This is a genomic window from Sphingobacterium paucimobilis HER1398, assembly GCF_000416985.1.
Lineage (GTDB): Bacteria > Bacteroidota > Bacteroidia > Sphingobacteriales > Sphingobacteriaceae > Sphingobacterium > Sphingobacterium paucimobilis.
In genome coordinates, this window is record NZ_ATDL01000001.1 from 81,711 (window position 1) to 107,125 (window position 25,415).

At 40.9% G+C, this 25,415-nt stretch carries 24 protein-coding genes; 1 reads left to right on the forward strand and 23 read right to left on the reverse strand.

Going from position 1 to position 25,415, the window contains the following annotated elements; all coding sequences use genetic code 11:
* Nucleotide 1 precedes the first annotated feature (1 nt).
* From M472_RS23670 to M472_RS23785, 23 genes are all read right to left on the reverse strand, one after another.
* Nucleotides 2–2,524 (reverse strand): DUF5686 family protein, encoded by a 2,523-nt coding sequence (locus M472_RS23670; RefSeq protein WP_022829228.1) that lies wholly within the window; start codon nucleotides 2,522–2,524, stop codon nucleotides 2–4.
* A gap of 147 nt (nucleotides 2,525–2,671) precedes the next feature.
* Entirely contained in the window at nucleotides 2,672–4,054 is a 1,383-nt protein-coding gene (locus M472_RS23675) for an NADH-quinone oxidoreductase subunit N (protein WP_021068281.1), read from the reverse strand.
* A gap of 22 nt (nucleotides 4,055–4,076) precedes the next feature.
* Nucleotides 4,077–5,522, reverse strand: coding sequence for a complex I subunit 4 family protein (locus tag M472_RS23680; RefSeq protein WP_021068282.1), 1,446 nt, complete (start codon nucleotides 5,520–5,522; stop codon nucleotides 4,077–4,079).
* 22 nt (nucleotides 5,523–5,544) lie between these two features.
* Complete coding sequence (gene nuoL / locus M472_RS23685) at nucleotides 5,545–7,464, reverse strand: NADH-quinone oxidoreductase subunit L (RefSeq protein WP_022829229.1); 1,920 nt, start codon at nucleotides 7,462–7,464, stop codon at nucleotides 5,545–5,547.
* Between the two features lie 21 nt (nucleotides 7,465–7,485).
* Complete coding sequence (nuoK, locus tag M472_RS23690) at nucleotides 7,486–7,815, reverse strand: NADH-quinone oxidoreductase subunit NuoK (protein ID WP_021068284.1); 330 nt, start codon at nucleotides 7,813–7,815, stop codon at nucleotides 7,486–7,488.
* On the reverse strand, nucleotides 7,815–8,312 hold the full coding sequence (locus M472_RS23695) for an NADH-quinone oxidoreductase subunit J family protein (RefSeq protein ID WP_021068285.1): 498 nt from the start codon (nucleotides 8,310–8,312) through the stop codon (nucleotides 7,815–7,817). The genes nuoK and M472_RS23695 overlap by 1 nt, the downstream gene beginning before the upstream one ends.
* A 4-nt stretch (nucleotides 8,313–8,316) precedes the next feature.
* A complete protein-coding gene (locus tag M472_RS23700) occupies nucleotides 8,317–8,838 on the reverse strand; it encodes a NuoI/complex I 23 kDa subunit family protein (protein WP_021068286.1) in 522 nt (173 codons plus the stop codon).
* 79 nt (nucleotides 8,839–8,917) lie between these two features.
* Nucleotides 8,918–9,958: an NADH-quinone oxidoreductase subunit NuoH gene (nuoH, locus tag M472_RS23705; protein ID WP_021068287.1), complete on the reverse strand. Its 1,041-nt coding sequence runs from the start codon at nucleotides 9,956–9,958 to the stop codon at nucleotides 8,918–8,920.
* Between the two features lie 7 nt (nucleotides 9,959–9,965).
* Nucleotides 9,966–10,982, reverse strand: a complete 1,017-nt coding sequence (locus M472_RS23710) for a 2Fe-2S iron-sulfur cluster-binding protein (RefSeq protein ID WP_021068288.1) — start codon at nucleotides 10,980–10,982, stop codon at nucleotides 9,966–9,968.
* A gap of 31 nt (nucleotides 10,983–11,013) precedes the next feature.
* Nucleotides 11,014–12,369, reverse strand: coding sequence for an NADH-quinone oxidoreductase subunit NuoF (gene nuoF, locus M472_RS23715; protein ID WP_021068289.1), 1,356 nt, complete (start codon nucleotides 12,367–12,369; stop codon nucleotides 11,014–11,016).
* A 5-nt stretch (nucleotides 12,370–12,374) separates the two neighbouring features.
* Nucleotides 12,375–12,902, reverse strand: a complete 528-nt coding sequence (locus M472_RS23720; RefSeq protein WP_021068290.1) for an NADH-quinone oxidoreductase subunit NuoE family protein — start codon at nucleotides 12,900–12,902, stop codon at nucleotides 12,375–12,377.
* Nucleotides 12,895–14,130 carry an NADH-quinone oxidoreductase subunit D gene (locus tag M472_RS23725; protein ID WP_021068291.1) on the reverse strand — a complete coding sequence of 412 codons (1,236 nt, stop codon included), beginning with the start codon at nucleotides 14,128–14,130 and terminating at the stop codon, nucleotides 12,895–12,897. The genes M472_RS23720 and M472_RS23725 overlap by 8 nt, the downstream gene beginning before the upstream one ends.
* A gap of 17 nt (nucleotides 14,131–14,147) precedes the next feature.
* On the reverse strand, nucleotides 14,148–14,651 hold the full coding sequence (locus tag M472_RS23730) for an NADH-quinone oxidoreductase subunit C (RefSeq protein ID WP_021068292.1): 504 nt from the start codon (nucleotides 14,649–14,651) through the stop codon (nucleotides 14,148–14,150).
* Complete coding sequence (locus M472_RS23735) at nucleotides 14,644–15,198, reverse strand: NADH-quinone oxidoreductase subunit B (RefSeq protein ID WP_021068293.1); 555 nt, start codon at nucleotides 15,196–15,198, stop codon at nucleotides 14,644–14,646. Before M472_RS23735 ends, M472_RS23730 begins: the two co-directional genes overlap by 8 nt.
* Before the next feature lie 92 nt (nucleotides 15,199–15,290).
* A complete protein-coding gene (locus tag M472_RS23740) occupies nucleotides 15,291–15,671 on the reverse strand; it encodes an NADH-quinone oxidoreductase subunit A (RefSeq protein WP_021068294.1) in 381 nt (126 codons plus the stop codon).
* Between the two features lie 105 nt (nucleotides 15,672–15,776).
* The gene (locus M472_RS23745; protein WP_235049473.1) at nucleotides 15,777–17,486 is read right to left on the reverse strand and encodes a tetratricopeptide repeat protein; all 1,710 of its coding nucleotides are present in this window, start codon (nucleotides 17,484–17,486) and stop codon (nucleotides 15,777–15,779) included.
* Nucleotides 17,487–17,534: 48 nt separating this feature from the next.
* A complete protein-coding gene (locus M472_RS23750) occupies nucleotides 17,535–18,446 on the reverse strand; it encodes a PstS family phosphate ABC transporter substrate-binding protein (RefSeq protein ID WP_022829230.1) in 912 nt (303 codons plus the stop codon).
* A gap of 416 nt (nucleotides 18,447–18,862) precedes the next feature.
* A complete protein-coding gene (locus tag M472_RS23760) occupies nucleotides 18,863–19,744 on the reverse strand; it encodes an energy transducer TonB (RefSeq protein ID WP_021068298.1) in 882 nt (293 codons plus the stop codon).
* A 34-nt stretch (nucleotides 19,745–19,778) separates the two neighbouring features.
* Nucleotides 19,779–20,330, reverse strand: a complete 552-nt coding sequence (locus tag M472_RS23765; RefSeq protein WP_021068299.1) for an ExbD/TolR family protein — start codon at nucleotides 20,328–20,330, stop codon at nucleotides 19,779–19,781.
* 15 nt (nucleotides 20,331–20,345) lie between these two features.
* Complete coding sequence (locus tag M472_RS23770; protein WP_021068300.1) at nucleotides 20,346–21,002, reverse strand: ExbD/TolR family protein; 657 nt, start codon at nucleotides 21,000–21,002, stop codon at nucleotides 20,346–20,348.
* A 95-nt stretch (nucleotides 21,003–21,097) separates the two neighbouring features.
* Complete coding sequence (locus tag M472_RS23775) at nucleotides 21,098–21,928, reverse strand: MotA/TolQ/ExbB proton channel family protein (RefSeq protein ID WP_021068301.1); 831 nt, start codon at nucleotides 21,926–21,928, stop codon at nucleotides 21,098–21,100.
* Nucleotides 21,929–22,328: 400 nt separating this feature from the next.
* Entirely contained in the window at nucleotides 22,329–22,676 is a 348-nt protein-coding gene (locus M472_RS23780) for a translation initiation factor (RefSeq protein WP_021068302.1), read from the reverse strand.
* 66 nt (nucleotides 22,677–22,742) lie between these two features.
* The gene (locus M472_RS23785) at nucleotides 22,743–23,621 is read right to left on the reverse strand and encodes a diacylglycerol/lipid kinase family protein (protein WP_021068303.1); all 879 of its coding nucleotides are present in this window, start codon (nucleotides 23,619–23,621) and stop codon (nucleotides 22,743–22,745) included.
* A 301-nt stretch (nucleotides 23,622–23,922) separates the two neighbouring features.
* Between M472_RS23785 and metK the strand changes: the two genes are divergently transcribed.
* Complete coding sequence (metK, locus tag M472_RS23790) at nucleotides 23,923–25,176, forward strand: methionine adenosyltransferase (RefSeq protein WP_021068304.1); 1,254 nt, start codon at nucleotides 23,923–23,925, stop codon at nucleotides 25,174–25,176.
* The last annotated feature ends 239 nt before the right edge of the window (nucleotides 25,177–25,415 follow it).

The window sequence follows — 25,415 nt, forward strand, 5'->3', positions numbered from 1 at the left end:
TCTAAAAATCAAAGTTTAAGGATAATTTAAATCTTTCTTTACTTATGCTAGGGTGTTCGCGGTAATTAAAACGGTAGTAATACTGCACCCGAAATATACTTAAAATATTGTCCAAGCCCACATACCCTTCCCAGTACGGATTCTTACCCAGCACATGTGTCATTGTATGCCCTTTCTTATGAGTATCAAAATAAACCACACCATCACCTGTGTAGGGATTATTATCTTTCGATAATTGCCCGTAAAACATACGCGCTCCAAAGATTTCTCGGAACCGCAGCTTTTTAAGCAATGGTAATTTATTAAGGATGTACCCATTCAACTCATGATCATAAGAAATCTTTAAAAATTGGTCAGCCACAAATTCCATAGAATTGGTCATATCATACGAAATAGTGTGCCGATCCCTTGTCTCCTGGATATTGGGCATCTCCAATAAAGGGTAAGGCAATACACCCCAGATCTTGCCAGCAGTCATCGTCACATCCCCAAAACCAAGCTGATTCATAAAGAAACGCTTAGAGACAGATAAGCGTAACGCATCATAATCATATCCAGCTCCAATAAATCCTTTGATTCCTTTATTATACTGCAAACTAAATACAGGATAACTTTCTATAATAGTCCTTCGCTGTAGGTTTCTGTAATAAAACTTTTCGAAAGGAGCCCATCTTAAGGTGACTTCTATATCACTGGTATTAATCTGCGCTAAGGACTGTGTACTGTCAACAGTCAAAGGGAACCGTAAGTCACCGATTGCTCGCCGTCGCTGGTGCGTAATGTTCGTAGCCACACTGACATGGTTTCCAAACTCGTACACGTGTCCCAACTTATAAGCCTCCGTCTCCAACCACTTCGTAGGCTTATTGGAAACAAAACTTCGAAAGAAACTATCCCCTTTGAGGTATCCAATTGCTTTTCCTGGCTCAAAAATATCGTACTGAGTGGATGCCTCCAGATAATGAGCAGGAAAGGTAGCTACAGACTTCCCGTTCAAAGCCATAGCTGTACGCAAATAGTACTTAAAACGTTCGTCCCGAAAACCATAGGCAAGATAGCCCTCCATATACACCTTATCGGATAGAGCCGCAGTAGTACGTCCTCCCAGCCGTAATCGCTGACCTTCCATCTCATTCATGTGATACAAATATTCCAATGGGCCAAATTCAATTTTGCCTACAGGAAAGTACCCCTGAGCCAAAAGATAGCCCACAGCCAGTAATGATTTAAACGATTTTAAATCGTTAAGGCTATCAATGTTCGTATAGGTTCGCTGTTCATGTGCATTCAGTGCAACAGGTCGTCTATCCCGAATGTCTTCGCCTGTAGACAAACGGACCTCGATTGGCGAACCGTTAAACACAGTATCAGGAATCACCCGTTGCGTATCATAGCGATATTGCACACTACTTCGTTCGCCAAAAAGCGCATCCACCTTTCCTCGACCAAACACAACAAAAACACGCGAAGTATCCTGCAACATTATCCCTTCGGCATTCTTAAAATAAGAAAGCGAAATATTAAAATCATTCACCCAAGATATATTCGCCTTTTTGTCAACCTTCAGTTCTACATTTTTCACTGCATAACGTCCATCCATAGAAATGACAAGTTGACCATGAAACAGCAAATCGCTACTGTTTCGAGGTTCGAAACGCAACCGGACAAAAACATCCCTTTCCGTTTTTAACGTGTCTACAACAAAGTATTTATAATACATCTTCGCATTATCCGCAATAGGGCTCAAGAACAGCTTGTTGAGGAAAAAGATACTCTCATCATATATATCGACAGGCTGAAAAAGATAATTGAGATAAGAACTTATATTTGGATTATTCACATAACGGGAATCAAACTCTGTCTTGTGCTGATTGCGAATGATTCGTTTGGTACGACTCGGCTGTTGCCTCACATAATTGTCCGATATATCCTCCTGCAGGTAGAGTGTCAACAGTTCATGTCCCTTTAACGAGGCTGTATCTACATCTTTAAAGAAGAAACTCATATCCCCGAGCTTGGTTTTAAATCCTGGCTTAGGATCCACCATCCCAAATTTGATTTTGTCGTATTGTTGAAAGTAAAGACTGTCTTTCTGAGCGAGCCTATTTTTACGTTTATGCGTTATTACTAAATCGATAAGCTCTGTCGCTGGATTACGATTTTTATATCGTCCTTTCTTAACGATATCTACAGTCTCAATCAACTGGTCCTCCTTTTCAAGATACACCATCAGCGCGCTGTCCCCTTCGAGCAGAGCAATACGTCTATTTTGATAGCCCAGCGCAGAGACTGTAATCTCTGTAACAGAGGAGTCTACCCGAATATGAAAACTACCACGATGATTTGTTGAAGTACCCTCAGGATGCGCTACACATTTGATACTCGCTCCAACAATAGGTCGTTTACTCACCGCATCCCGAACTTCCCCCTGTAAAGAGGTCTGTGCTACCATCGAGTCGATCGACAATAGCATAACGATACAAAGTGCAACATGTCTGCTCAATAGCACAATTAATCTTCTCATAATCAACTATGACCCTTTATAAAGATACAACTTGTGGCCAAAGTTCAAAACACATTACCATAAAAAACATAGTTCTTATGGTCACCATAGCCTTAAAAAAACAGAAAGCCCTTAAAAAAGGGCTTTCATCATGAATTTATAAAACAATTATAACAGTCGAATAATACAATCGGGATAAATACCGATTATCAGCGTGAGTAGCATCGTCGTTGCTAAAACAACTTTAAAGGTCCATGGTAAAACGACAGTACCTTCTTCTTCTGCTGATTTAAAATACATATGCACCACTACACGCAGATAATAATATACGCCAATAGCCGCATTCACCACCGCCAAAAGGAGCAGAATAATGTGATAATCCTGCATCGCTGTATTAAACATCATAAATTTACCGATAAAACCTGCAGTCAACGGGATTCCCGCTAAAGACAGCATTGCTATCGTAATCACAAAGGCTAAAAACGGATTTGTTTTTCCCAAACCATTAAATGCGATAAATTGATCTGACCCTTTGGCACGCTTTACCAAAATAAGACCTGCAAATGCAGCCACAGAAGATAGCGAATAAGCGATAGCGTAAGTAAAAATGCTAGCCGTTGATGTAGCTCCTAAAGCCACAATTGCAAACAACATATAGCCTGCATGCGAAATACTAGAGTAAGCCAGCATCCGCTTGAAGCTTGCCTGCATCATTGCTGTAATGTTACCGATGAACAATGTAATAATAATCACCACCAGAAGAACAGGAGTCCAAAAGTCGTGTAATGGAACAAACACATAACTAAATAAACGCAAGAAACCCGCAAACGAAGCGACCTTTACCACGGTACTCATATAGCTTGTAATCAGTATCGGAGCTCCCTCATAAACGTCTGGCGTCCAAAAATGAAATGGAGCAGCACCGACTTTAAAACACAATCCTATTAATAGCAATAAAACACCCCCATAAAAATAAGGGGATATCTGCTGCGGATTATCAATCAAATATTGACGCACGCCTGTGATATCGAAGGTCCCAGTAGCACCATAGAGCAGCGTAATCCCAAACAACAAAAATCCGGTAGAAAATGCCCCCATAAGGAAGTATTTAAGCGATGCCTCATTCGAACCAAAGTCCGTCTTTCTAATACCTACCAAAATATACAAAGCCACCGACATCACCTCAATACCAATAAACAGCATCGCAAAGTTATGGTAGGAACTGACCATGAGCGCTCCTGTTAATGAGAACAGAATCAAGCAATAATACTCCGCTACATTATTACTAATAGAACTAAAATAAGCTTTAGATAGCAACAATATCAATCCTGTAGTAACAATACACAATATAGAAAAAGCAAGCGCAAAATTGTCAAATATTACCATCCCATTATACAAAGGTTGAGCATCTCCATTCCAAAGCGCGAGCTCAAAACCTAAGGCAATCAACAAGCCGATAAGTGTAACGGGCAGCAAAGCAGACTTTGCTTTGAACAATCCCAAATACAATACTAAAATCCCTAATAACGAAAGCGTAATAATCGCACCCATAATATATTAACTTATACTTGCTTTAAAATTTAACCTGCTGTAACAGTTGCGCCACCGACGCCTCCGATAAATGCAACAACCCATTTGGGAACACTCCTAAGTACAATACAAACGCCGCGACAACCAACAACAAAACAACCTCATGACCTTTGATATCTAAAACAGCATCCTGTGCAGGAGAACCTGCACCCAACATCGTTCGCTGAAATAACCGCAACATATATACCGCTCCAAAAATCAGTGTCAATCCACCAAAGACAGCATAGAATATGCCTACGCCGTAAATACCTTTAAGCAATAAGAACTCCCCAATAAAACCATTGGTCAACGGCAATCCCACCGCACCCATAATAATAAGCAAGAAGAAAACAGCTAGCTTAGGCATACGTTGTGCAAGACCTCCGAGCTCACTTAAGCTACGGGTACCTGTCCGCTGAGCAATAATATCCAACACGAAAAACAAACCGACAACACTGATACCATGGTTTACCATCTGCATCATTGCGCCCTGCATACCTTCTTGGTTCCAAGCAAAAATACCAGCACCGATTAAACCAACGTGAGCAATCGATGAATAAGCCACAAGTCGCTTAGCATCCTGTTGCTTAAATGCAATAATGGAAGCGTAAACAATACCTATGATACATAAAATCAGTGCAAGTTGTCCATAAGCAACTACCCCTAGTGGAGCAATCGGAATCAACCAACGAATCAAGCCATACGTTCCCATCTTAAGCATTATACCTGCAAGCAGCATCGTGCCTGCTGTAGGAGCATTTGTATACGTATCCGGTTGCCAGGTATGAAAAGGAAAAATAGGAATCTTAACCGCAAAAGCGATAAAGAAAGCCCAGAAGATCCAACGTTGCGTACCGTCCTGAAGCGTCAATGAAGCAAAAGACTGCCATTCGAAATCTTTAGTCGCTGTTTGCTGATAAAGATATAAAATAGCAATCAGCATCAATAAAGAACCAAAGAACGTATAGATAAAGAACTTCAGATTAACACGAATACGATCCCCTTCTCCCCAAAGTGCACAAATAAAATAGATTGGAATCAAGGCAACTTCCCATCCTACGTAGAAAGAAAAAGCATCCAGTGCTACGAAAACCAAAATCAGCCCTGCCTGCATGAAAGATACCAAGGCATAAAAATTTCCCTTTAGAGTCTTACTAAAGGTAGAAAGAACAATTAAAGGGATCAATCCATTAGTCAACAGGAGCAAAGGAAGGCTAATACCATCCAATCCGATATGGAAGCGAATCCCTAAACTCTTTATCCAATCAAATGATTGCTCAAACTGAATAGTGGCATCGGGTACAAATTGACATAGAAAAGGAATCGTCAGTGCAAACTGCAACACCGACAAGCTCAAAGCGGCCCACTTGGCAGAAGTCGAAGACTTCACAAATGCTAAAACTAAAGCACTTACAAGCGGGAGTAACAACAGTATAAATAGGTTATTCATGGATTACTTCGATTACAAATAGCTATACATTCAAAAAACCGTACAAAAGGATAGCAATAACCCCAATGACCATCATAAAAATATAAAAACCAACATGTCCAGTCTGCAGTTGACGGATTCCTCGGCCGGAAGACATAAAGAAACTTCCAACACCATTTACAAAACCATCTATTCCTGCTTTGTCGACAATACGGTACAAAAATTTAGAAAGCGCATTTAACGGACGGACGAATAAGATATCATATAGCTCATCTACATAAAGCTTATTATAAGAAAGCTTATATAAGAACCCCTGTTCTTGGCCATCGGCTCCAGGAATTCTCTTTTTCTTGACATAAGTTGAATAAGCTATAATGGCCATAACCAACGCCGCTAGGGCTGAGGCCCCCATCAAAATATACTCCGTATTATGATCAATATGAACCGCTTCTACACGACTATTGCTATAAGCAAATATTGGGCTCAGGAAATTCGCAAGCCAATTGCCCCCTCCGAGTGCTTCAGGTATATTGAGCATCCCGCCACCTCCCGCAAGAATCGCCAACACCACAAGAGGCAGTAACATCGTCACAGGAGATTCATGCAGATGACCTTTTTGATGTTCAGTCCCCCTAAACTCACCGAAGAATGTAAGGTACAACAACCGAAACATATAAAAAGCAGTGAATAGCGCTCCTAAGAAGCCCAGTCCCCACAATAAAGGATTGGAAACAAATGCATGGGCCAAGATTTCATCCTTAGAGAAAAATCCAGATAAAGGAGGAATTCCCGCAATAGCTATAGTTCCTATCAGCATCGTAAAGTAGGTTATAGGCAGATTCTTTTTAAGACCTCCCATCTGACGCATATCCTGCTCATCACTCATCGCATGAATGACCGATCCCGCGCCTAGGAAAAGCAAAGCTTTAAAGAAAGCATGGGTCAATACATGGAAAAAAGCGTCCGTAAATGCACCAACACCCAATCCCAAAAACATATAACCAAGCTGAGAAACAGTTGAATACGCTAATACTTTCTTAATATCATTCTGCGTAATAGCAATAAAAGCAGCTACTAGTGCTGTACACACACCGATCGCAGCAATGATTTGCATCGTAACAGGTGATAGCGTAAACAGAATATTCGACCGCACAATCATATAGATACCTGCAGTGACCATAGTTGCCGCATGGATCAGCGCCGAAACTGGAGTCGGTCCCGCCATCGCGTCTGGCAACCAAGTAAACAAAGGAATCTGTGCCGACTTACCAGTCGCAGCAACAAATAATAATAAGGTAATCAACAGGAGTGTAGAGTCACCTATCGGAAAACTGGACGCTTGCTGAAAAATAGCATCAAACTCCAGGGATCCAAATGTAGCAATGATTGCAAAAACAGCAATAAGGAAACCCAAGTCCCCAATCCTGTTCATCACAAAAGCCTTCTTAGCAGCGCTTGCATAACTTGAGTTTTTATACCAGAAACCTATGAGTAGATAAGAACACAACCCCACGCCTTCCCATCCAATAAACATTATCAGATAGTTAGAACCTAGCACCAAGAGCAACATAAAGAAAATAAACAGATTCAAGTAAGCAAAGAATTTACCAAAACCTGCATCGTGACTCATATAACCTATCGAGTATAGATGGATTAAAAAACCTATACCCGTAATAATAAGCAACATTAATGCGCTCAACGGATCAACCAAGAAAGAAAAACTAATATCTAGGCTTCCAACGCGAATCCAATCAAATAAATTATATGCAAAAGCGGACTCTTGTCCTGCATTCCGAGCAGCCAAGACGTCACCAAATACCATACAGCTCAATATAAAGGACACCAATACCACACCACTGCCAAATATTCCAATAGCACGCTTAGGGAGAAAGTTCCGCCCCATTCCATTGACTACAAATCCAATTAGGGGTAGTAAAGGTATCAACCAAATTAGTTCGATCATATAACTAGTTCTACTTAATTTTTACCAACGTAATTTACTCAACGACTCTATATCTACTGATTTCGTATTCCGGTACACCATGATAACAATAGCTAGCCCTACAGCTACTTCTGCTGCTGCCAAGGCCATGATGAAGAATACGAACACCTGCCCACTGGCATCTCCACGGTAGGCAGAAAATGCAGCCAGCAATAAATTAACCGAATTGAGCATCAGTTCAATCGACATCATAATGATAATAACATTACGACGAATCAACACACCAATAACACCAATTGCAAAAATGACACTGCAAAAAATCAAATAATGATTCAATGGTATCCCTTGTATATTTTGAATAAGATTATCCATTATGCTTCTTTCGTTTCTTTTTTAGCCAACAATATAGCTCCGACCATCGCTGTTAACAACAATATGGAGGATAGCTCAAACGGCAAGAGGAACTCATCAAATAAAACCTTGCCCAGATTCTTCACAAGCCCCACATCCGTATTTCCTGTTACAAATTCATTACTGCTCTCGAGCACCTTAAAGGCTCCCAAAAACGTCGCCAGCATACACATCCCTGCAACAGCCCCCATAACCTTTACTACGTTGGACTTCATAGGTTCTATATCTTTATTGAGATTGAGCAGCATCAAGACAAATAAAAACAAAACCATAATCGCCCCCATATAGACAATGAAGTTGACAACAGCTAGAAACTGTGCATTTAACAAAATATAGTGTACCGTAAAGGTGAAAAAAGTGACAACCAAATATAGTACGCTATGTACAGGATTCTTTGTGAAGATCGTCATCAGCGCAAAGAAAATAGACAAAAAGGCAACAAAATAGAATATAGTCATTTGCTTAAACGTTTTCTCTGTTTAGTTTCGTAATATCAAATTTGGATTCCACCAATTTATCTTTACCATATATAAAATCCCGTCGTAAATACTCCGCCGTCACATGGGGACCATCCAAGTATATCGCTTCTTTAGGACAGGCTTCTTCACAAAGCCCACAAAAAATACAACGCAGCATATTGATTTCATAAACAGAAGCATATTTTTCTTCACGATACAAATGCTCTTCGCCCTTCTGGCGCTCAGCCGCAGTCATGGTAATAGCCTCAGCAGGACAGGATAGTGCACAAAGCCCACAAGCGGTACAGCGTTCACGGCCCTGCTCATCACGTTTTAAAGAATGCTGTCCTCTGAAATTTTTAGAATAAGGACGTATTTCCTCCGGGTATTTAATCGTTGGTATCTTCCTAAAAAAATGTTTAAGGGTAATAGATAGCCCCTTGGCAATAGCCGGCAAATACATGCGTTCCCATATATTCATTGGCTTCTGCTCAATTACCTTCTTTCTATTGCTTAATGATTGCATAACTGTTGTTTTGTTATCAAGTTATCGTGTTAACTTGTTATCCTATTAACTTGATAACTCGTTCACCTGATAACTCTTCCTAAAAATAAGTATCCTTGACTAATGTAATTACTCCGGTCAGTACAATATTCGCTATAGCTAAAGGAATAAGGACTTTCCACCCAAGGTTCATCAATTGATCATAGCGGAAACGTGGTAATGTCCAACGTATCCACATGAAGAAAAATATAAAACCGAATATTTTTAAAAAGAAAACGATTACACCAATAATAGTAATCCAATTTTCAGACAGACCAAGTTCATACATAAATGGAAAATTATAACCACCAAAATACAATGCAGCCATCAACGCCGAGGACACAAACATATTGATATACTCCGAGAACATATAAAGTCCCAGCTTCATCGATGAATATTCGGTATGGTATCCGCCCACCAGCTCTGTTTCACATTCAGGCAAATCAAATGGCACCCGGTTACACTCCGCAAATGCACAAGTAATAAAAATCAGGAAGCCCAGAGGTTGCACCCATATGTTCCAATTCACGAAGCCCGATTGTTGCGCTACGATATCCTCCAATTGCAGTGTACCCGTCACCATCAATAAAGCAATCAGAGACAATCCCATTCCAATCTCATAACTGATACTCTGAGAAGCAGCACGAATAGCACCCATCAAAGAGAATTTGTTATTGGAGGCCCAACCACCAAGCATGATGCCATACACGCCCAACGCAATCACACCAAACATATAAAGCACACCGATGTTGATTCCTGAAGCGACCTGTAAAGAGATTACCTTTCCATTAATAGTCAGGTCCTGTCCCCAAGGGATGACAGCCGAACTGATACACGCGGTGATAATAGCGATCACCGGCCCTAGAATAAAAAGAGGTTTGTGTGCACCTGACGGGATGATTTCTTCTTTAAAGAAAAACTTACCGCCATCGCACAAAGGCTGCAACAGGCCAAAAATACCAGCTCTGTCCGGACCGTGTCGATCTTGCATAAAACCAGCAATCTTACGTTCCGCGAGAGTAGAATACATCGCGATCACCAATGTAATGGTAAACACAATTACTACTAAAATCAATTTTTCTAAAATAAAAGCTACTTCCATCGCTGATTTACTTTAACCGTTCTGTTCTAGCCAACTGTTCTTCATTGGCTAACTGCAATTTTTTATTTTCATGAATCACCGATGGTGGGTTGAATGCCAAGTAATGATTGGCTCCAATCACCGACTCGTGGTCTATCGGCGTAGGCTCTTCTAGCGTCCAGTCCGAAGTATGTTTGGTTTCAAAACGGCAAGTATTACAGATAAAGTCTTCTACTTCTCCATATTCATCTTTTCTGCCCGTAACCCGTAATACCTCATCCCCTTTGTACCAAAGAGTCACTTTGCCAGCACAAGTAGGACAATTCCGATGAGCATCGACAGGTTTTGTAAACCATACACGATTTTTAAAACGAAACGTCTTATCCGTCAAAGCTCCCACAGGACATACGTCGATAACATTACCCACAAAATCGTGATCCAATGCCTTTTCTATAAAAGTCGAAATCTCTGAATGATCACCTCTATTCAACACACCATGCTCCCGTTCCTCTGTCAGTTGGTTGGCCACGTATACACAACGGTAACATAGAATACAACGATTCATATGTAACTGTATCTTATCGCCAATATCAATACGTTCAAATGTACGGCGCTCAAATTCGTAACGTGTTCCCTCATTACCATGCTCATACCCCAGATCCTGTAATTTACACTCTCCAGCCTGGTCACATACCGGACAGTCCAAAGGGTGATTGATCAAGAGCATCTCCACAACTCCTTTTCGAGCTTCAACAACATCGGGAGACGTGATATTCTGTACCTCCATGCCATCCATGACAGTCGTACGACAAGATGCTACGAGCTTAGGCATAGGACGCGGATCCTTCTCAGAACCCTTAGACACTTTGACCAGACAAGTACGGCACTTACCCCCAGTTCCTTCCAACTTAGAATAGTAGCACATCGCGGGTGGAACAATATCTCCACCGATCTGACGTGCTGCATTTAGAATAGTAGTCCCAGGATCTACCTCTACAGGTATACCATCGATCGTTACTTTAAATTTTACAACTTCTTCAGCCATCGTTTCTGCTTTCTACTAGATAATAATCCCTTTACTGCATTACAGGTTTTATAGGATCCGCATAGTGTGCCAATCCATAATTCCGCGATTGTGACTCTCCCGAATGAAGTACATGCCATTCGAATTCATCCCTAAAGTGCCGAATTGCCGCAGCAACAGGCCATGCCGCAGCATCACCTAGCGGGCAAATAGTATTCCCTTCTATTTTGCGTTGGATATCCCACAACAAGTCAATATCCGCAATAGTGCCTTGTCCGTGCTCGATTTTATACAGCACTTTCTCCATCCATCCTGTCCCCTCACGACAAGGCGAACATTGTCCACAGCTTTCGTGATGATAGAAGCGCGTAAAGTTCCAGGTATTGCGGACAATACATTGATCCTCATCAAATACAATGAAACCACCCGATCCCATCATCGTACCCGTTTGGAATCCACCGTCCGCTAAAGACTCATACGTCATTAAACGGGCATCACCGTTGATCGTCTTACAGATCAGGTTAGCAGGCAGGATCGGGACGGAAGATCCTCCAGCGACCAAAGCCTTTAACCGTTTTCCATTGGCGATACCTCCACAGTACTCATCCGAGTAAATAAACTCCTCGACAGGTACACCCAACTCAATCTCATACACTCCAGGATTTTTCACATTTCCCCCCGCGGAGATCAGTTTCGTTCCTGTACTGCGTTCTATACCAATCTTTGCATACTCTTCGCCTCCATCATTTATGATCGGTACAACAGAGGCAATAGACTCAACATTATTTACAACCGTAGGACACCCCCAGAGGCCAGCAACTGCCGGAAATGGCGGTTTAATACGTGGATTACCACGCTTACCTTCCAACGACTCCAAAAGAGCCGTCTCTTCTCCACATATATAAGCCCCACCACCCGGCTGTACATAGATTTCTAAGTCATAGCCTGTACCGAGTATATTCTTACCTAAAAGTCCTGCAGCTTTCGTCTCGGCTATGGCACGTTCTAAAATTCGAATCTGCGGCATCATCTCCCCCCGCACATAGATATACGACGTATTGGCACCTAGCGCATAACTCGAGACAATCATTCCCTCAATTAATGCGTGGGGGATATGCGTCATCAAATATCTATCCTTGAAAGTTCCTGGTTCCGATTCGTCCCCATTGCACACCAAGTACCGAGAAACACCTTCTGGTTTTGCCAAGAAACTCCACTTCATCCCCGTAGGGAACCCAGCGCCGCCACGTCCACGTAATCCAGATTTCTTAACTTCCTCTACGACATCGTCAGGAGACATGTTTTTTAATGCTTTTTCTACAGCACGGTATCCCCCTTTTTGGCGATAGACGTCAAAAGTTTGAATACCTGGCTCATTGATATGCTCTAATAATAATTTACGTCCCATATGTTTTAAGCTTGCTGTTTAGCCTTATTTCGTAAAGCATCGATCAACTCATCGACACTCTCTTCTGTTAAATTCTCGTAAAAGGTATATTCCGGTCCTATCTGCAGTACCGGTCCATAACCGCAGGCAGCCATACACTCCACGCCACGCCAAGAAAACAAGCCATCCGTCGTAACTTCCCCTTCTTTCACTCCCAAACGATTCTCAATATGCTGCATAATCTTTTCCGCTCCGACTAGGCAACAAGGCCCTGTCCGACACACTTCCAACATGTATTTGCCCTGAGGTCTTAAAAAATACATTGTATAAAAAGTAGCAACCTCATATACCTCAATGGGCTGGATATGAAGATAAGCTGCCACCTTATCCATACTAGCTGTACTCAACCATCCATACTCCGCTTGCACGAGATGAAGGATAGGCAACAATGCTGCCTTTTGGCGGCCTTCGGGATATCGAGAAACGATCTCTCCAAACTGCTCTAAAAGTGCCGCAGAAAATTCTACCGGTTGGTTCTCTTGTATACTAAGCATCTAATTCTCCCGCTATTACATTTAAACTACTCATATTGATAATCGCATCCGATATCAACATACCGCTACTCATTGGCGCAAACATCTGATAATTGATAAACGAAGGCCTTCTGAAATGAAGTCGGTATGGAGTCCTTCCTCCATCGTGTATCAGATAAAACCCAAGTTCTCCGTTCGCCCCTTCTACCGAATGGTATACTTCAGATTTTGGAGTATCCCATTCACCCATCACGATTTTGAAGTGATAGATCAACGCTTCCATATTATTATACACCTGCTCTTTTGGAGGTAGATAAAAATCAGGAACGTCTGCATGAAATATACCTTTTGGCTCTTTCTCTATTTTTTCCAATGCCTGTTGGATAATACGCATAGACTGCCACATCTCCGCGTTACGAACCATAAAACGGTCATAGACGTCTCCATTTGTCCCTACAGGAACATCAAACTCAAACTCTTCGTACGAACAGTAAGGCGCCGTTACACGTACATCATAATCTACACCGGTAGCACGCAAAATCGGACCGGACCAACAGTAGTCCAAAGCCTGCTCCGGTGTGACCGCTGCCACCCCCGAAGTCCGTTCTATAAATATACGGTTGCGCACAAACAGCTCTTCAAACTCACTCAAAACTGGAGGGTAGCGCTTTAAAAACTCTCTAATTTTATCAAAGGCTACTTCATTGAAGTCGCGTTCAAATCCACCTATACGTCCAATATTTGTAGTCAATCGAGCGCCACATATTTCTTCAAATATCTCATAGATAAATTCCCGCTCCTGCATGACATACAAAAAGCCCGAAAACGCCCCTGTATCAACCCCCAAAATACCGTTACAGATAATATGGTCGGCAATACGGGCTAGCTCCATGACGATAACACGCATATATTGTACGCGTTTAGGGATCTCGATATCCAACAGCTTCTCGACGGTCATATGCCACCCCATATTATTGATAGGTGACGAACAATAGTTCAAACGATCCGTCAATGTTGTAATCTGATAAAAAGGACGGTGCTCCGCTATCTTTTCAAAAGCACGATGTATATAGCCTATCGTAGAGACACCACTCACGATTCGTTCCCCATCGATCTGCAATACATTCTGAAACACACCATGTGTCGCCGGATGTGTAGGCCCGAGATTGAGCGTTATCAACTCATCTTGCGGGTCATTATCAAAAAAAACAGGGCTGTTTGGGGTTATCTTGGTTATTCGGTTACTCATCTTATCTACACTTGAAGTTAACGGCCAAAATAAAAATCTTTCTTATCTATTCGATTGGGGTCTTCTAGCGGATATTCTTTCCGCATGGGGAAAACCCCTAAATCGTCCATGTTTAAAATACGCCTCAAATCTGGATGCCCTTCAAAATGAATCCCAAAGAAATCATAGGTCTCACGCTCCATCCAATTAGCCCCACTCCAGAGGGAGGTAGCCGAAGGTACCGTAGGGTGTTCACCGCCGACAAACACCTTAATACGAATGCGTATATTCTGAAAAAGATTATGCAGGTGATATACTATTGCATATTGCTTGTTTTGATTCGGATAATGGACAGCTGTAATATCGGTCAAATAGTTTAACCGAAGCATTTCATCATTCTTCACGAATGCAAGCAACTCCAAAATATCAGTAGCCTCCGTCTCTATGGCCAATAGACCGTGCGGCTCACCTAAAAAACGAACCCTATCGTTAAAAACAGACTGCAGCCGATCGATTATGACTTGATTATCCAACTTACTCATTGTTTGCTTCTATTCCGTACTTCTCTAATAATGCCTTATACTCTGGAGTATTTCTTCGATTTAAGGACTCGCTTTTAACAATTTCTTGAAGCTTCAGCACACCATCTAAAATAGCTTCTGGGCGAGGAGGACAACCGGGCACATATACATCTACAGGTATGATCTCGTCTATACCCTGCAAAACAGAATAAGTGTCAAAAATTCCTCCGCTAGAAGCACAAGCACCGACAGCAATCACCCATCGAGGCTCCGCCATCTGGGTATAGACCTGCCTCAGTACTGGGGCCATTTTTTTGGCAATAGTGCCCATCACCAACAGCATATCTGCTTGACGAGGAGAGAAACTAGGTCGTTCTGCACCAAAACGAGCCAAGTCATAGGTGGAACCCATGGTCGCCATAAATTCTATACCGCAACAAGATGTCGCAAAAGGCAGAGGCCATAACGAATTAGCTCGAGCCAAACCAATGGCTTTATCTAAGGAAGTGGCAAAAAATCCAGCTCCTTCTACACCCGGAGGCGCTTCGGCTAAGGTAACTTTGCTCATAATTAGTTTATCTTCTTTCCGTAGTTTATTTCTCGCTCAATATAATATTTTTAATCCTGTATTGAGACTTAGGATCGCTATTTAGAACCGTTCTAACCCCAGTCGAGTGCTTTCTTTTTGACCACATAGATAAAGCCCAAAAGCAGCATTCCCATAAAGATAAACATCTCTATCAGTCCTTGTATTCCAAACTCTCTAAAGTTGACTGCCCAAGGATACATGAAAATAACCTCGATATCAAAAATCACAAACAAGATAGCTACAAGAAAATACTTTATCGAGAAAGGTTGTCGAGCGTTACCTATAACTTCCACTCCAGATTCGAAAGAAGAAAGCTTCTTTTCGGAACGGACTTTCGGCCCTAAAAGATGGGTTCCAACAATAGTAAGAACACCAAAACCTGTAGCTACTGCTAATTGAATCAGAATAGGCAAATAATCAACTGGCATATTCTCTATTTGTACATTTTCCATGATAAGTTTAAGTCTCAGTTATATACACAAAAATATGAATTTTATCCCCAAATAAAAAGGGGAACTGAATGACAGTTCCCCTTTTTATTATTTGTATCTAGAAATTTAACTCTTTAAGTATTCCAAATACGCTTGAGCGTTTTCGTCTGCTGGATTGTACTTAACAGCATTCTCCATGTATTCTAACGCTTTTTTATTATCGCCCTTCAAAATGTGGAAAAAACCAACATTTGTATAGCCATCTGCCAATTTCATTTTGTCATCCTCAGTCAATTCTGCACCAGTAGCCTCTTTATCCTTCAACACCTTGATCAATTGATCAAAAGCAGGGACAAACAAACCTTTGCATAGCTCAGGGTGCTCGGTATCAACAACATCCAATTGTAGATTTGCAAAACCTGTCATATACAATGCTTGAACTAAATACTCATCATATACTTTTTGGTCATTAGATTTTGCAATAATATCAAATGCTTTAACCGCATCGCTCAATTCTTTGGTTGCATCTTCTTCCTTCTCTTTCTTAGCAGCGCCGGCACGGAAATTAGCCATACCCAAGAAGTAATTTGCCTCGTAATAGAAATCTGTTCCTGTTTTTTGTGCAGGGATATTGAAGATCGCTGCGGCTACGTCGTATTTTCCCTGTCCAAAAGCGACCATACCGGCAGAACCGATCTCCGGCATCATTTCCGGATTCATATCTAACGCTTTCTGTAAATTAGGAAGACCTTTTTCTACATTACCAGATTCGATATAGGCTAGACCAGAGAAAAGATAATCGATATCAATCAAGCGGTTTTCCTCAGCACCAGCAAATAATTTTTCAAAGTATTCAACACCTTTTGCATAATCTTTATCCTGATTGACAGCGATTAAACCTAAATAACGGAATACTTTAGCATCTACCCCCGGTACATTCGCTAATTTCTCAGCTACTGTCTTTAATTCGTCATATTTCTGTCCATATACCAAGAAGTCAGCATAGCGTACATTCGCTTCTGGTGACATATCTCCCGTAACTTGTAGATACTTTTTGTAACTATCCACCGCTTTTGCAACCTGCGCCTCATAAGCAGCTTTTTCCTCATCGGTATTGTCAGGCATACGTTTCGCCATTTGCAACTGTGTCTCTGCTATTTCGCGATATACCGGACCGTAGTTAGGGTATTCTGATGCAATATTATTATATTGCTCCAAAGCTTCGTCAAAAGCAAATGCACGTCGTGTGATTAATGCCTGCTGAACCCTTGCTTTTACCAAGTTAGGATCTACATTTAATGCATCGCGATAGCTAACATATGCTTGGCTATTGTCTTTCAAACCTAGAAACGCATCACCTAAAGCCACAGGTACCATAGCATCTTTAGCATTTTTAGCTTTGGCCTGAGTCAAATAATCTACTGCTTTTGCATAATCTGGTTTTGGGGCATCAATATAGGCACGACCGATATAGTATAGTGGCAAATAATCTTTTTTTCCTAAAGAAGCTGTAGCTGCTGCAAATTTCGATTCTGCACCTGATGTGTTGTCCTTCATCAAATCAACAATACCTAAACCAACACTGTTTAGCTGCTCTTTAGGTGCATTTGTAAGACCATTATTAAAAATAATTGCCGCCGAATCGACCTTTTCGTTAATCAAATAGATTTGTCCAAGGTAAAAGTAATTCTCACCGTCTTTAGCCTTCTTCTCGACCAAATTTTGCAAAATACCTTTAGCCTTATCGTACTGCTCGGCATCAATTGCTTCCCGAGCATCCTTCAAACTTTGAGCACTCGCTGTACCAACCACAGCCCCAGCTAGTAATAAACTCAAAAATAATTTGCTTTTTGTCATAATTCTATCTTGTATTCTAGTTGTTTACTAATTTATTTTATCTCTAACTATTATCTCCCTACCTGGCATGGTATAGGGTAACAATCCCGATTTCAAAACTATACGTTGCCCTCTATCCCCAGTCATAAAAGCTGAAAAACCGACTCCCAACCCCATATTTGGCTGGTAGTTCAAGACGAAAATCTCTCGCTTCAAAGGGTATTCCCCTGTAGCTAAACTCGTTTGAGAAGGCTTGATAAATTTCCTCTCGCCCGACTCTTCGTTAACTACGCTCAAGATACGAATTTTATCTTTTTCTGAAAAAGAACTTTTTAAAGATAAAAATTGATTGTAACTAATCAAACCTACTTTTCCTTTATTTTCGGCTATCTCTTTCAGAACTGCCTCAGCGCCTGCTCTTGCTTCTACATAGGTGTTAGCTGCCTTTTCCATCTTTCCTAATTCTTTAAAATAACGAAAGATACTCGAGTTTAGGTTATCAAAAACCAGCGAATAATCCTTTACATTATTACCCTTCATCAGTTCTAGAATGTCAGACACATTAACGCTCGTATCCACATCCGCTATATTCCCTACCAAAATAATGCCATCATAAGCAACGCTATAAATTCTAGGTGTAAGAGACCTCGCTTTAAACCCGTTCTGCTCCTCTTCTGTCAGCTGCCTGGTCAATACCGCAAACGCCACATCTCCGTTCAGAAGACTGTTAACCACTTGCACTTCAGGATTGGCATGCTCTTCAATCTTAGCATTATAGTACGAACTCTCAAAAACTTCTTTCTGCTCCAAAAATAAAGGCAAGACAGTCTCGTCGACAGCAACTTGCAAGACTCCCGTCAGAATATCGTCTTTCTTCTCCTTTTTAGCATTAGAGCAGCCTGTCAAACCAAGAACGGTCACGCTTATCAACACTGAACAAAAAAACAGTCGTATATTCATATGTGTATAATTATTTCATGATCCGTCATCTGGCGGATCGATTTGATTTTTTCTACCAGTATCTCGCCCCGGTTCGTCGGGATGGAATACGCACAAATTTTTGCACTTTACTGCCTATGAGTACTTCAATAAGATTCAAAGATTAACAGAACGATTAATCATTTGATGATTTTTTTAACGCAAAAAATTGTTTTGCCAGAGTCTAGCAAACCGCATAAAAGAATACACGATAAGTAAGCCGCCAAACATATTTTTATACGTCTTGTCGATTTCTAATGGAAACTCCTTCCAAAAGATAATTAATAGGCCCAAAATAAAGTAAAAGAGAAACATACATAGGCCTAAAATGGACAGAAATCGCTGTGTCGGCGATTTCTGTCTAAATTTATTGTTTCGTGAGTTGTTGTTCACAGGCATTACATATTTGTTAAGTCCAAACGAATAGGCAATGTATAAGCAACACGTACGGGGCGTCCGTTCTGAATACCTGGACTCCACTTCTTCGCTTTGGCCAACAATTTCTTAGCCGCATCTCCTGTGCCATAGGACAAGTCACGCACTACTTTTATATCTGTCAAAGAGCCGTCTTTCTCCACAACGAATGAAACTTGAACAGTCCCTTTTACGCCTGCATCAATTGCCCCTGAAGGATACTGATAGTTGTCTCCAATCCACCTACGGAATGCAGCCATACCACCAGGTGGCTCTGGTTGGATCTCTACGGACTCGAAAATCTCTTCACCCGTACCTGTTCCACCTTCTACACCTTTAGTACTACCTGTAGCTGAACCAGCTACATCTTTAGTACCCCATTTACCTTCTGTCGTAATACTTCCACCCTTCATGCCTTTCATTGCAACAGGGCCGATAAGTTTTTTCTTATCTGTAGCTTCCTCTGCAGTTGCTACTTCCTCCTGTACAGCCTTCTCTTTAGGAACAGGCTTAATCTCAGGTAGAGCTACGACATCCAATGCTGGTTTAGATTCCGCAATTTTAGGAGCTTCCTCTTGCACAGGTGGCTTTTCTTCTTCTTCAGGAAGTTTCTCTGCCAAATCCTCTAAAGTAACTTCTTCCGTAAAAGCAATTTCCTCTTTAGGAGCCTCCTTACCCGAGAAAAGCTTTAGATTCATTGCCGAAGGAATACTGAAAACAGCAACAACTGCCGTTACAATCAGTAACGCGGTGTTGGTCGCTTTCGGTCCCAGCTTACGAAGCTCGTAAGCTCCGTAGGCCTTGTTCCTGTTCTCGAAGACAACATCAAGCCACTCCTTTCTAAATATATTTAATTTTTCAAACATATTAATTCTGTTTTATGATAACTATATGTGGCGACTAGTCGTTATATAAGTTATCTTTTTTCAATAGCTCAACTTCATCGTTCATGATACGGTTAGATATCATATAACGTTTAACATCTACGATCTTCATCTCGTCCAACGCATCTACGATATTTCTAGTTACTGATTTTTCACTAGGACGTATCACTACAATCATATCTTTACCACCTGCCTGCTGAGGAACTGTTTGTTTCATCTTAATAAGTACGGCACGTAGACCATCTTTACTATAATCAACAACTGTCGGTCCTTGAAGCGGCTTTTTGACATCACCCTGATACCAGATAAGCTTGTCATCAGAACCCAATACTAAAGTCACACTACGATGCTCATCCACATCTACATCTGTCTGTTTATCGGTCTCGACATTTTTATCAGGCATAGCGACATCCATCGCTTGAGGCTTATTCAAGGAAGTGGTCAACATAAAGAACGTAATCAGTAAGAACGCCAAGTCAACCATGGCTGTAAGATCGACCTTACCACCATCTTTCTTGGTTCTCCCTTTTTTACTTTTCTTACCAGAGTCTTGATTTAATTCTGCCATTTGTTTCTATTCTATTTAATCAGCTTTAAGACCAGTTACGAAACTGAACTTGTTTTGCTTCTGATTACGTAATGTTTCAATTATTAAATTCAAACTAGGAAACTTCTCATCAGCATCTGCCTTGATTGCTACGGTCATTAGCTCAATATCATCCGGATCGCCACCACTTTCAATAGCTTTATCTCTCAATATTTTTGCTGATGCCAATCTAGCCTGTTTTACCCATGATGACAATTCATTTGATGCATTTGTCGTCGAATCTACAGGGATACCTTTTTGCTTATCTGCCGTTCTATCGCCTGATTCTGCAGCCAACAATGTTTTCATTGTTTTCATTGACACCCCAAAATCTTCCATCGATTTGAATTTACCGTATTCCTCTGGTGTAAATTCAATGCCATACAACGCACCCATTTGCTGTAACGCTTGTACGCGTACGTTTTGGTCTGACATATGAAAGAAGACTTTCCCTTCATCACCTACTGTGATCATCGCTACGTTTCCATCAGGCAATTTTGCTTCCGAATACGAGTGTGGTGCGTCAACTATCAGTGACTCTTGTTGTCTTGCGGTTGCTGTAAGAACGAAGAACGTAAGAAGCAAGAAAGATACGTCACACATCGCCGTCATATCGATCGATGTACTGGCTCTTTTTACTTTTGCTTTACCCATTTTCTTTAATCTTTTTTAATTAACAACTCTTCTTTACTTAATGATGCTTACATATTTCAATTTCCATAAAAAAATTGAAATTTACTCAAAGCATCTTATTTGTGGTTAGCCGCGTACGTTTGTACGATAGAGAAACCAGCCTCGTCGATAGAGTAAGTTAATTTGTCGATTTTTGCAGTCAAGATGTTGTACATTACAATCGCAAATGTAGATGTAGCGATACCTGTAGCTGTATTGATAAGGGCCTCGGAAATACCGTTTGCTAATTTAGCTGAATCCGGAGCACCACCTGTTGCCAACGCCGAGAAGGCCTTGATCATACCTGTTACCGTTCCCAATAGACCAGTCAATGTACCGATAGAAACCAACGTAGCCAATACGTTTAAGTTTTTCTCCAACATAGGCATTTCTAATGCTGTAGTCTCTTCAATTTCTTTTTGGATAGCCAAAGCCGATTTTTCTGAATCCAAGCCTGGGTTAGCTTCAACATCTTTGTATTTTAACAAGCCTGCTTTGATCACGTTAGCAACTGATCCTTTTTGTTTGTCACACTCTGCGATAGCTGTATCGATACTTCCTGTTTTTAATAAGGACTGTACTTTTCTTACAAAGTTACCTACATTACCAGTACCTGAAGCTTTTCCGATAACGATAAAACGCTCAATAGCGAATACCCATACCATTAAAAATAATCCCAATAGAACAGGAACTACATAACCAGCATGATAAACCATACCACCATAGTTACCTGGAAGTGGTTGATTTTCCTGTTTTCCATCAATAAAGTTTGACGGATTACCCATCACATATTCCCAAATCAAATAACCAATGATAAAACAAATAACGATAGATAAGCTCGCAAATAAGTTACCTGAATTGCCACTCTCTTGTTTTGCTGGGCTAGTAGTTTTTGGTGCGTTTGCCATTTTTACTAAATTTTAGATTTTACTGTTGTTTAATTATTTATGTTTAATTCAATTTTCTGCAATACTTGCCGCTTCATTTTGACGTCTGTCAAAACAAATATACTATTTTGTTACAAAAGTCAAATTTTTTAGCATTTAATTTTATACTCTTTTTAATGTGCTTGACGGATGAGCATCAGCGGCAATCATATCCTCAATACACATATAAATTAAATGTTTCCATCTTGTGAATATTATGCAATAAAAACTATTTTTTTTTTGATATGCAAATTAATAAATAGTTAACTGAAAAAAATAAGTAAGCTATCACTTACTTTACTTGTTCCAACATATTTGCGTGTTACTGCATTTTAAGCTCCTAAGCTCCTTGTAGTAACGCATTTATAAAGCAAAAATTGCCCTACCCACCAACCTGTTTGACAGAATAGCCACCAGAGATCAGTATATCAAAAACTTTCTGCTTAAAATCTCCTTGTATCAAAATTTCGCCCTCTTTGGCAGATCCCCCCACCCCACATTTCTGCTTTAACAATTTAGCGAGTTCCTGTAAATCGCTGTCTTTCCCGACAAAACCTTCTACAACAGTGACGACTTTCCCTTTACGGGATTTACGGTCCAAAAGGACCTTCAACCTTTGCTTCTCATTCGGTAGCGTGTCTGTTTCTAAATTCAGACCCTCCTCATAACTAAAGGAGCTATCCGTCGAATAGACAATACCTTCGTAACGCTGTTTTTTTTGCTTTGACATTTTTATTTAAAAGTTATAGAAGTTATAAAAGTGGTTTTACAGCTTCGCGATCTTGCTCCTCCTTTATTAACATATTATTTTCAATGAACTCGGTTTTACTTCTATCTGTAAATTGCCAGGGAGCGCTAATGGTTCGCCATCCACATGCACTGGTCCTGCATCATCGCGCTCAATCAATATATTTCTACCCGGAATAATCTCAACATACTCAGACTGGTCTGCCGAGCGGTTGAAAAGGTGATATACCATCATAGGCAGGATATAGAGAGGAAACTTATGCACGATACATACGTCCAGCACACCATCGTTGACAGATGCATTAGGGGCGATATAGGCATTATTCCCATATTGAGGAGAGTTTGCAACAGATATCATAAATGCTTCACGCTCGTATTTTTTCCCGTCGATTGTCAAACTATAATGGCAGGGCTTGTATTTACTCAATACATTGATCACAGATCTCAAATACCCAATAGGACCTCGTATAGAGTCATTAGCAAAGCGGTCACTCACCGAAGCATCAAACCCAAGCCCAGCAATATTGAAAAAAGGCTTACCATTCACCGTCCCGCAATCGACATCCGTTGTTTCGAATCGATTCAGCCGGCGAATAGCTGCAGTCTCATTCATAGGAATCCCCAGGTATAGCGCCAAACCATTCCCAGAGCCCTCCGGAATAATTCCCAAAGGAATTCCTGAACCTACCAATGCTGCCCCCAATTCGTTGATCGTCCCATCCCCCCCCACAGCAATGACCGCATCGTATTTGTCTTCTATTGCCTTTTTACCCAATTCATAAGCATGATTGGGCTTTGTCGTCTGTTGAAAAGTTGGATTAAACTTCTTTAAATCAAGAACTTCCAAAACCTTCTTATTGAAGGCCGTTTTCTTTTTCCCCCCCGAAATAGGGTTTATCACAAAAAGTATCTTTTTTTGATCTTCCATAAAATGCATACTGTCACGTCTGTAAAGATATAGATTACATTGCAATTAATAATCGTCCAAATCTTGGAATAACTAAAATTAGCTTTTAATAGTTATAAAAGAGTTGTAGCTTTGTCCCGTCAAAAAAGGTGGACTGATTTGCATTTTACTTGAACAGTAAAAAGGGAGATTGCAACCACAGAAAAAAAGTGCTAAAACCATTCATTTACTCGTTTTTCACTTCTACCTGTATTGCTTTTTTCTAACTAAGGTACAATACAGTTCCCACAAGGTAATATTATACAAAAACAACTATTGTAATATGGCATATTTATTCACATCCGAATCGGTATCGGAAGGCCATCCAGACAAAATTGCGGATCAAATATCTGATGCATTAATTGATAACTTTCTAGCGTGGGACGAAGATGCCCGCGTGGCTATCGAAACTTTGGTCACTACAGGTCAAGTCGTATTAGCCGGTGAAGTGAAATCTAAGATATATTTGGATGTTCAGAAAATAACACGAGCAGTCATTGAAAAGATCGGCTATACGAAATCGGCATACATGTTCGAAGCGAACTCATGCGGTGTATTATCAGCCATTCACGAGCAATCTGCTGATATCAATCAGGGAGTAGACCGTAAAACGAGGCAAGAACAAGGCGCAGGAGATCAAGGGATCATGTTTGGTTATGCAAACAATGAGACCGATAACTATATGCCATTAGCGCTGGATTTATCCCATCGCTTACTTTATGAATTAGCCGCTTTACGTCGCGAAAACAAAGAAATCTCTTATTTACGCCCCGACGCCAAATCGCAAGTTACCTTAGAATATAGCGACGACCATAAACCCTTGCGTATCGACACCATTGTAATCTCTACACAGCATGATGATTTTGACAACGAAGATACTATGCTTGCAAAAATTACAGAAGACATCAAAAACATTTTGATTCCTCGGGTCAAAGCACAGTTGAAACCGGAGCTACAAGCATTATTCAACGATAATATAAAATTCCATGTCAATCCTACGGGTAAGTTTGTAATCGGTGGTCCACATGGAGATACCGGATTGACAGGGCGTAAAATCATCGTGGATACCTATGGTGGTAAGGGAGCACATGGTGGTGGAGCTTTTTCAGGAAAAGATCCTTCAAAAGTAGACCGTTCGGCGGCCTATGCAACACGGCATATTGCCAAAAACCTAGTAGCTGCTGGTGTTGCAGACGAAATACTAGTTCAGATTTCGTACGCTATCGGTGTAAAAGATCCTATGGGAATCTACGTAAATACATACGGAACAAGTAAGGTGAAATTCTCAGATTCTGAAATTGCAACGAAAATTTCTGAAATTTTCGACATGACACCATACGGTATCGAAACACGCCTGGGGCTGCGCAATCCTATATATTCCGAAACTGCAGCTTATGGACATATGGGACGGACACCAAAGACCGTCACGAAAACATTTGAAAGTTCTAATGGCGAAACCAAAACGGTGGAAGTAGAGCTGTTTACTTGGGAAAAACTTGACTACGTGGATAAAGTCAAAACGGCTTTCGGAATTTAAACTGTAAGCATACAAAACAGCACTCGAAAAATTGAGTGCTGTTTTTTTTCGCCATCCGTATCTTTGATAGTGTAAACCTTGTAAACAAGTACAGCTATCTAAGAGATGAGACATACAAAAAGGCCCTTGAATCCATGTTGAGTCCGAGTCCTCTCCGTGTTGGCAGCGAGTAGTCCCCGGCACCAATTCGCTCCAATCTAGCAAGCAGGTCGCACACAGTCACCTTCTTAATAGGATCT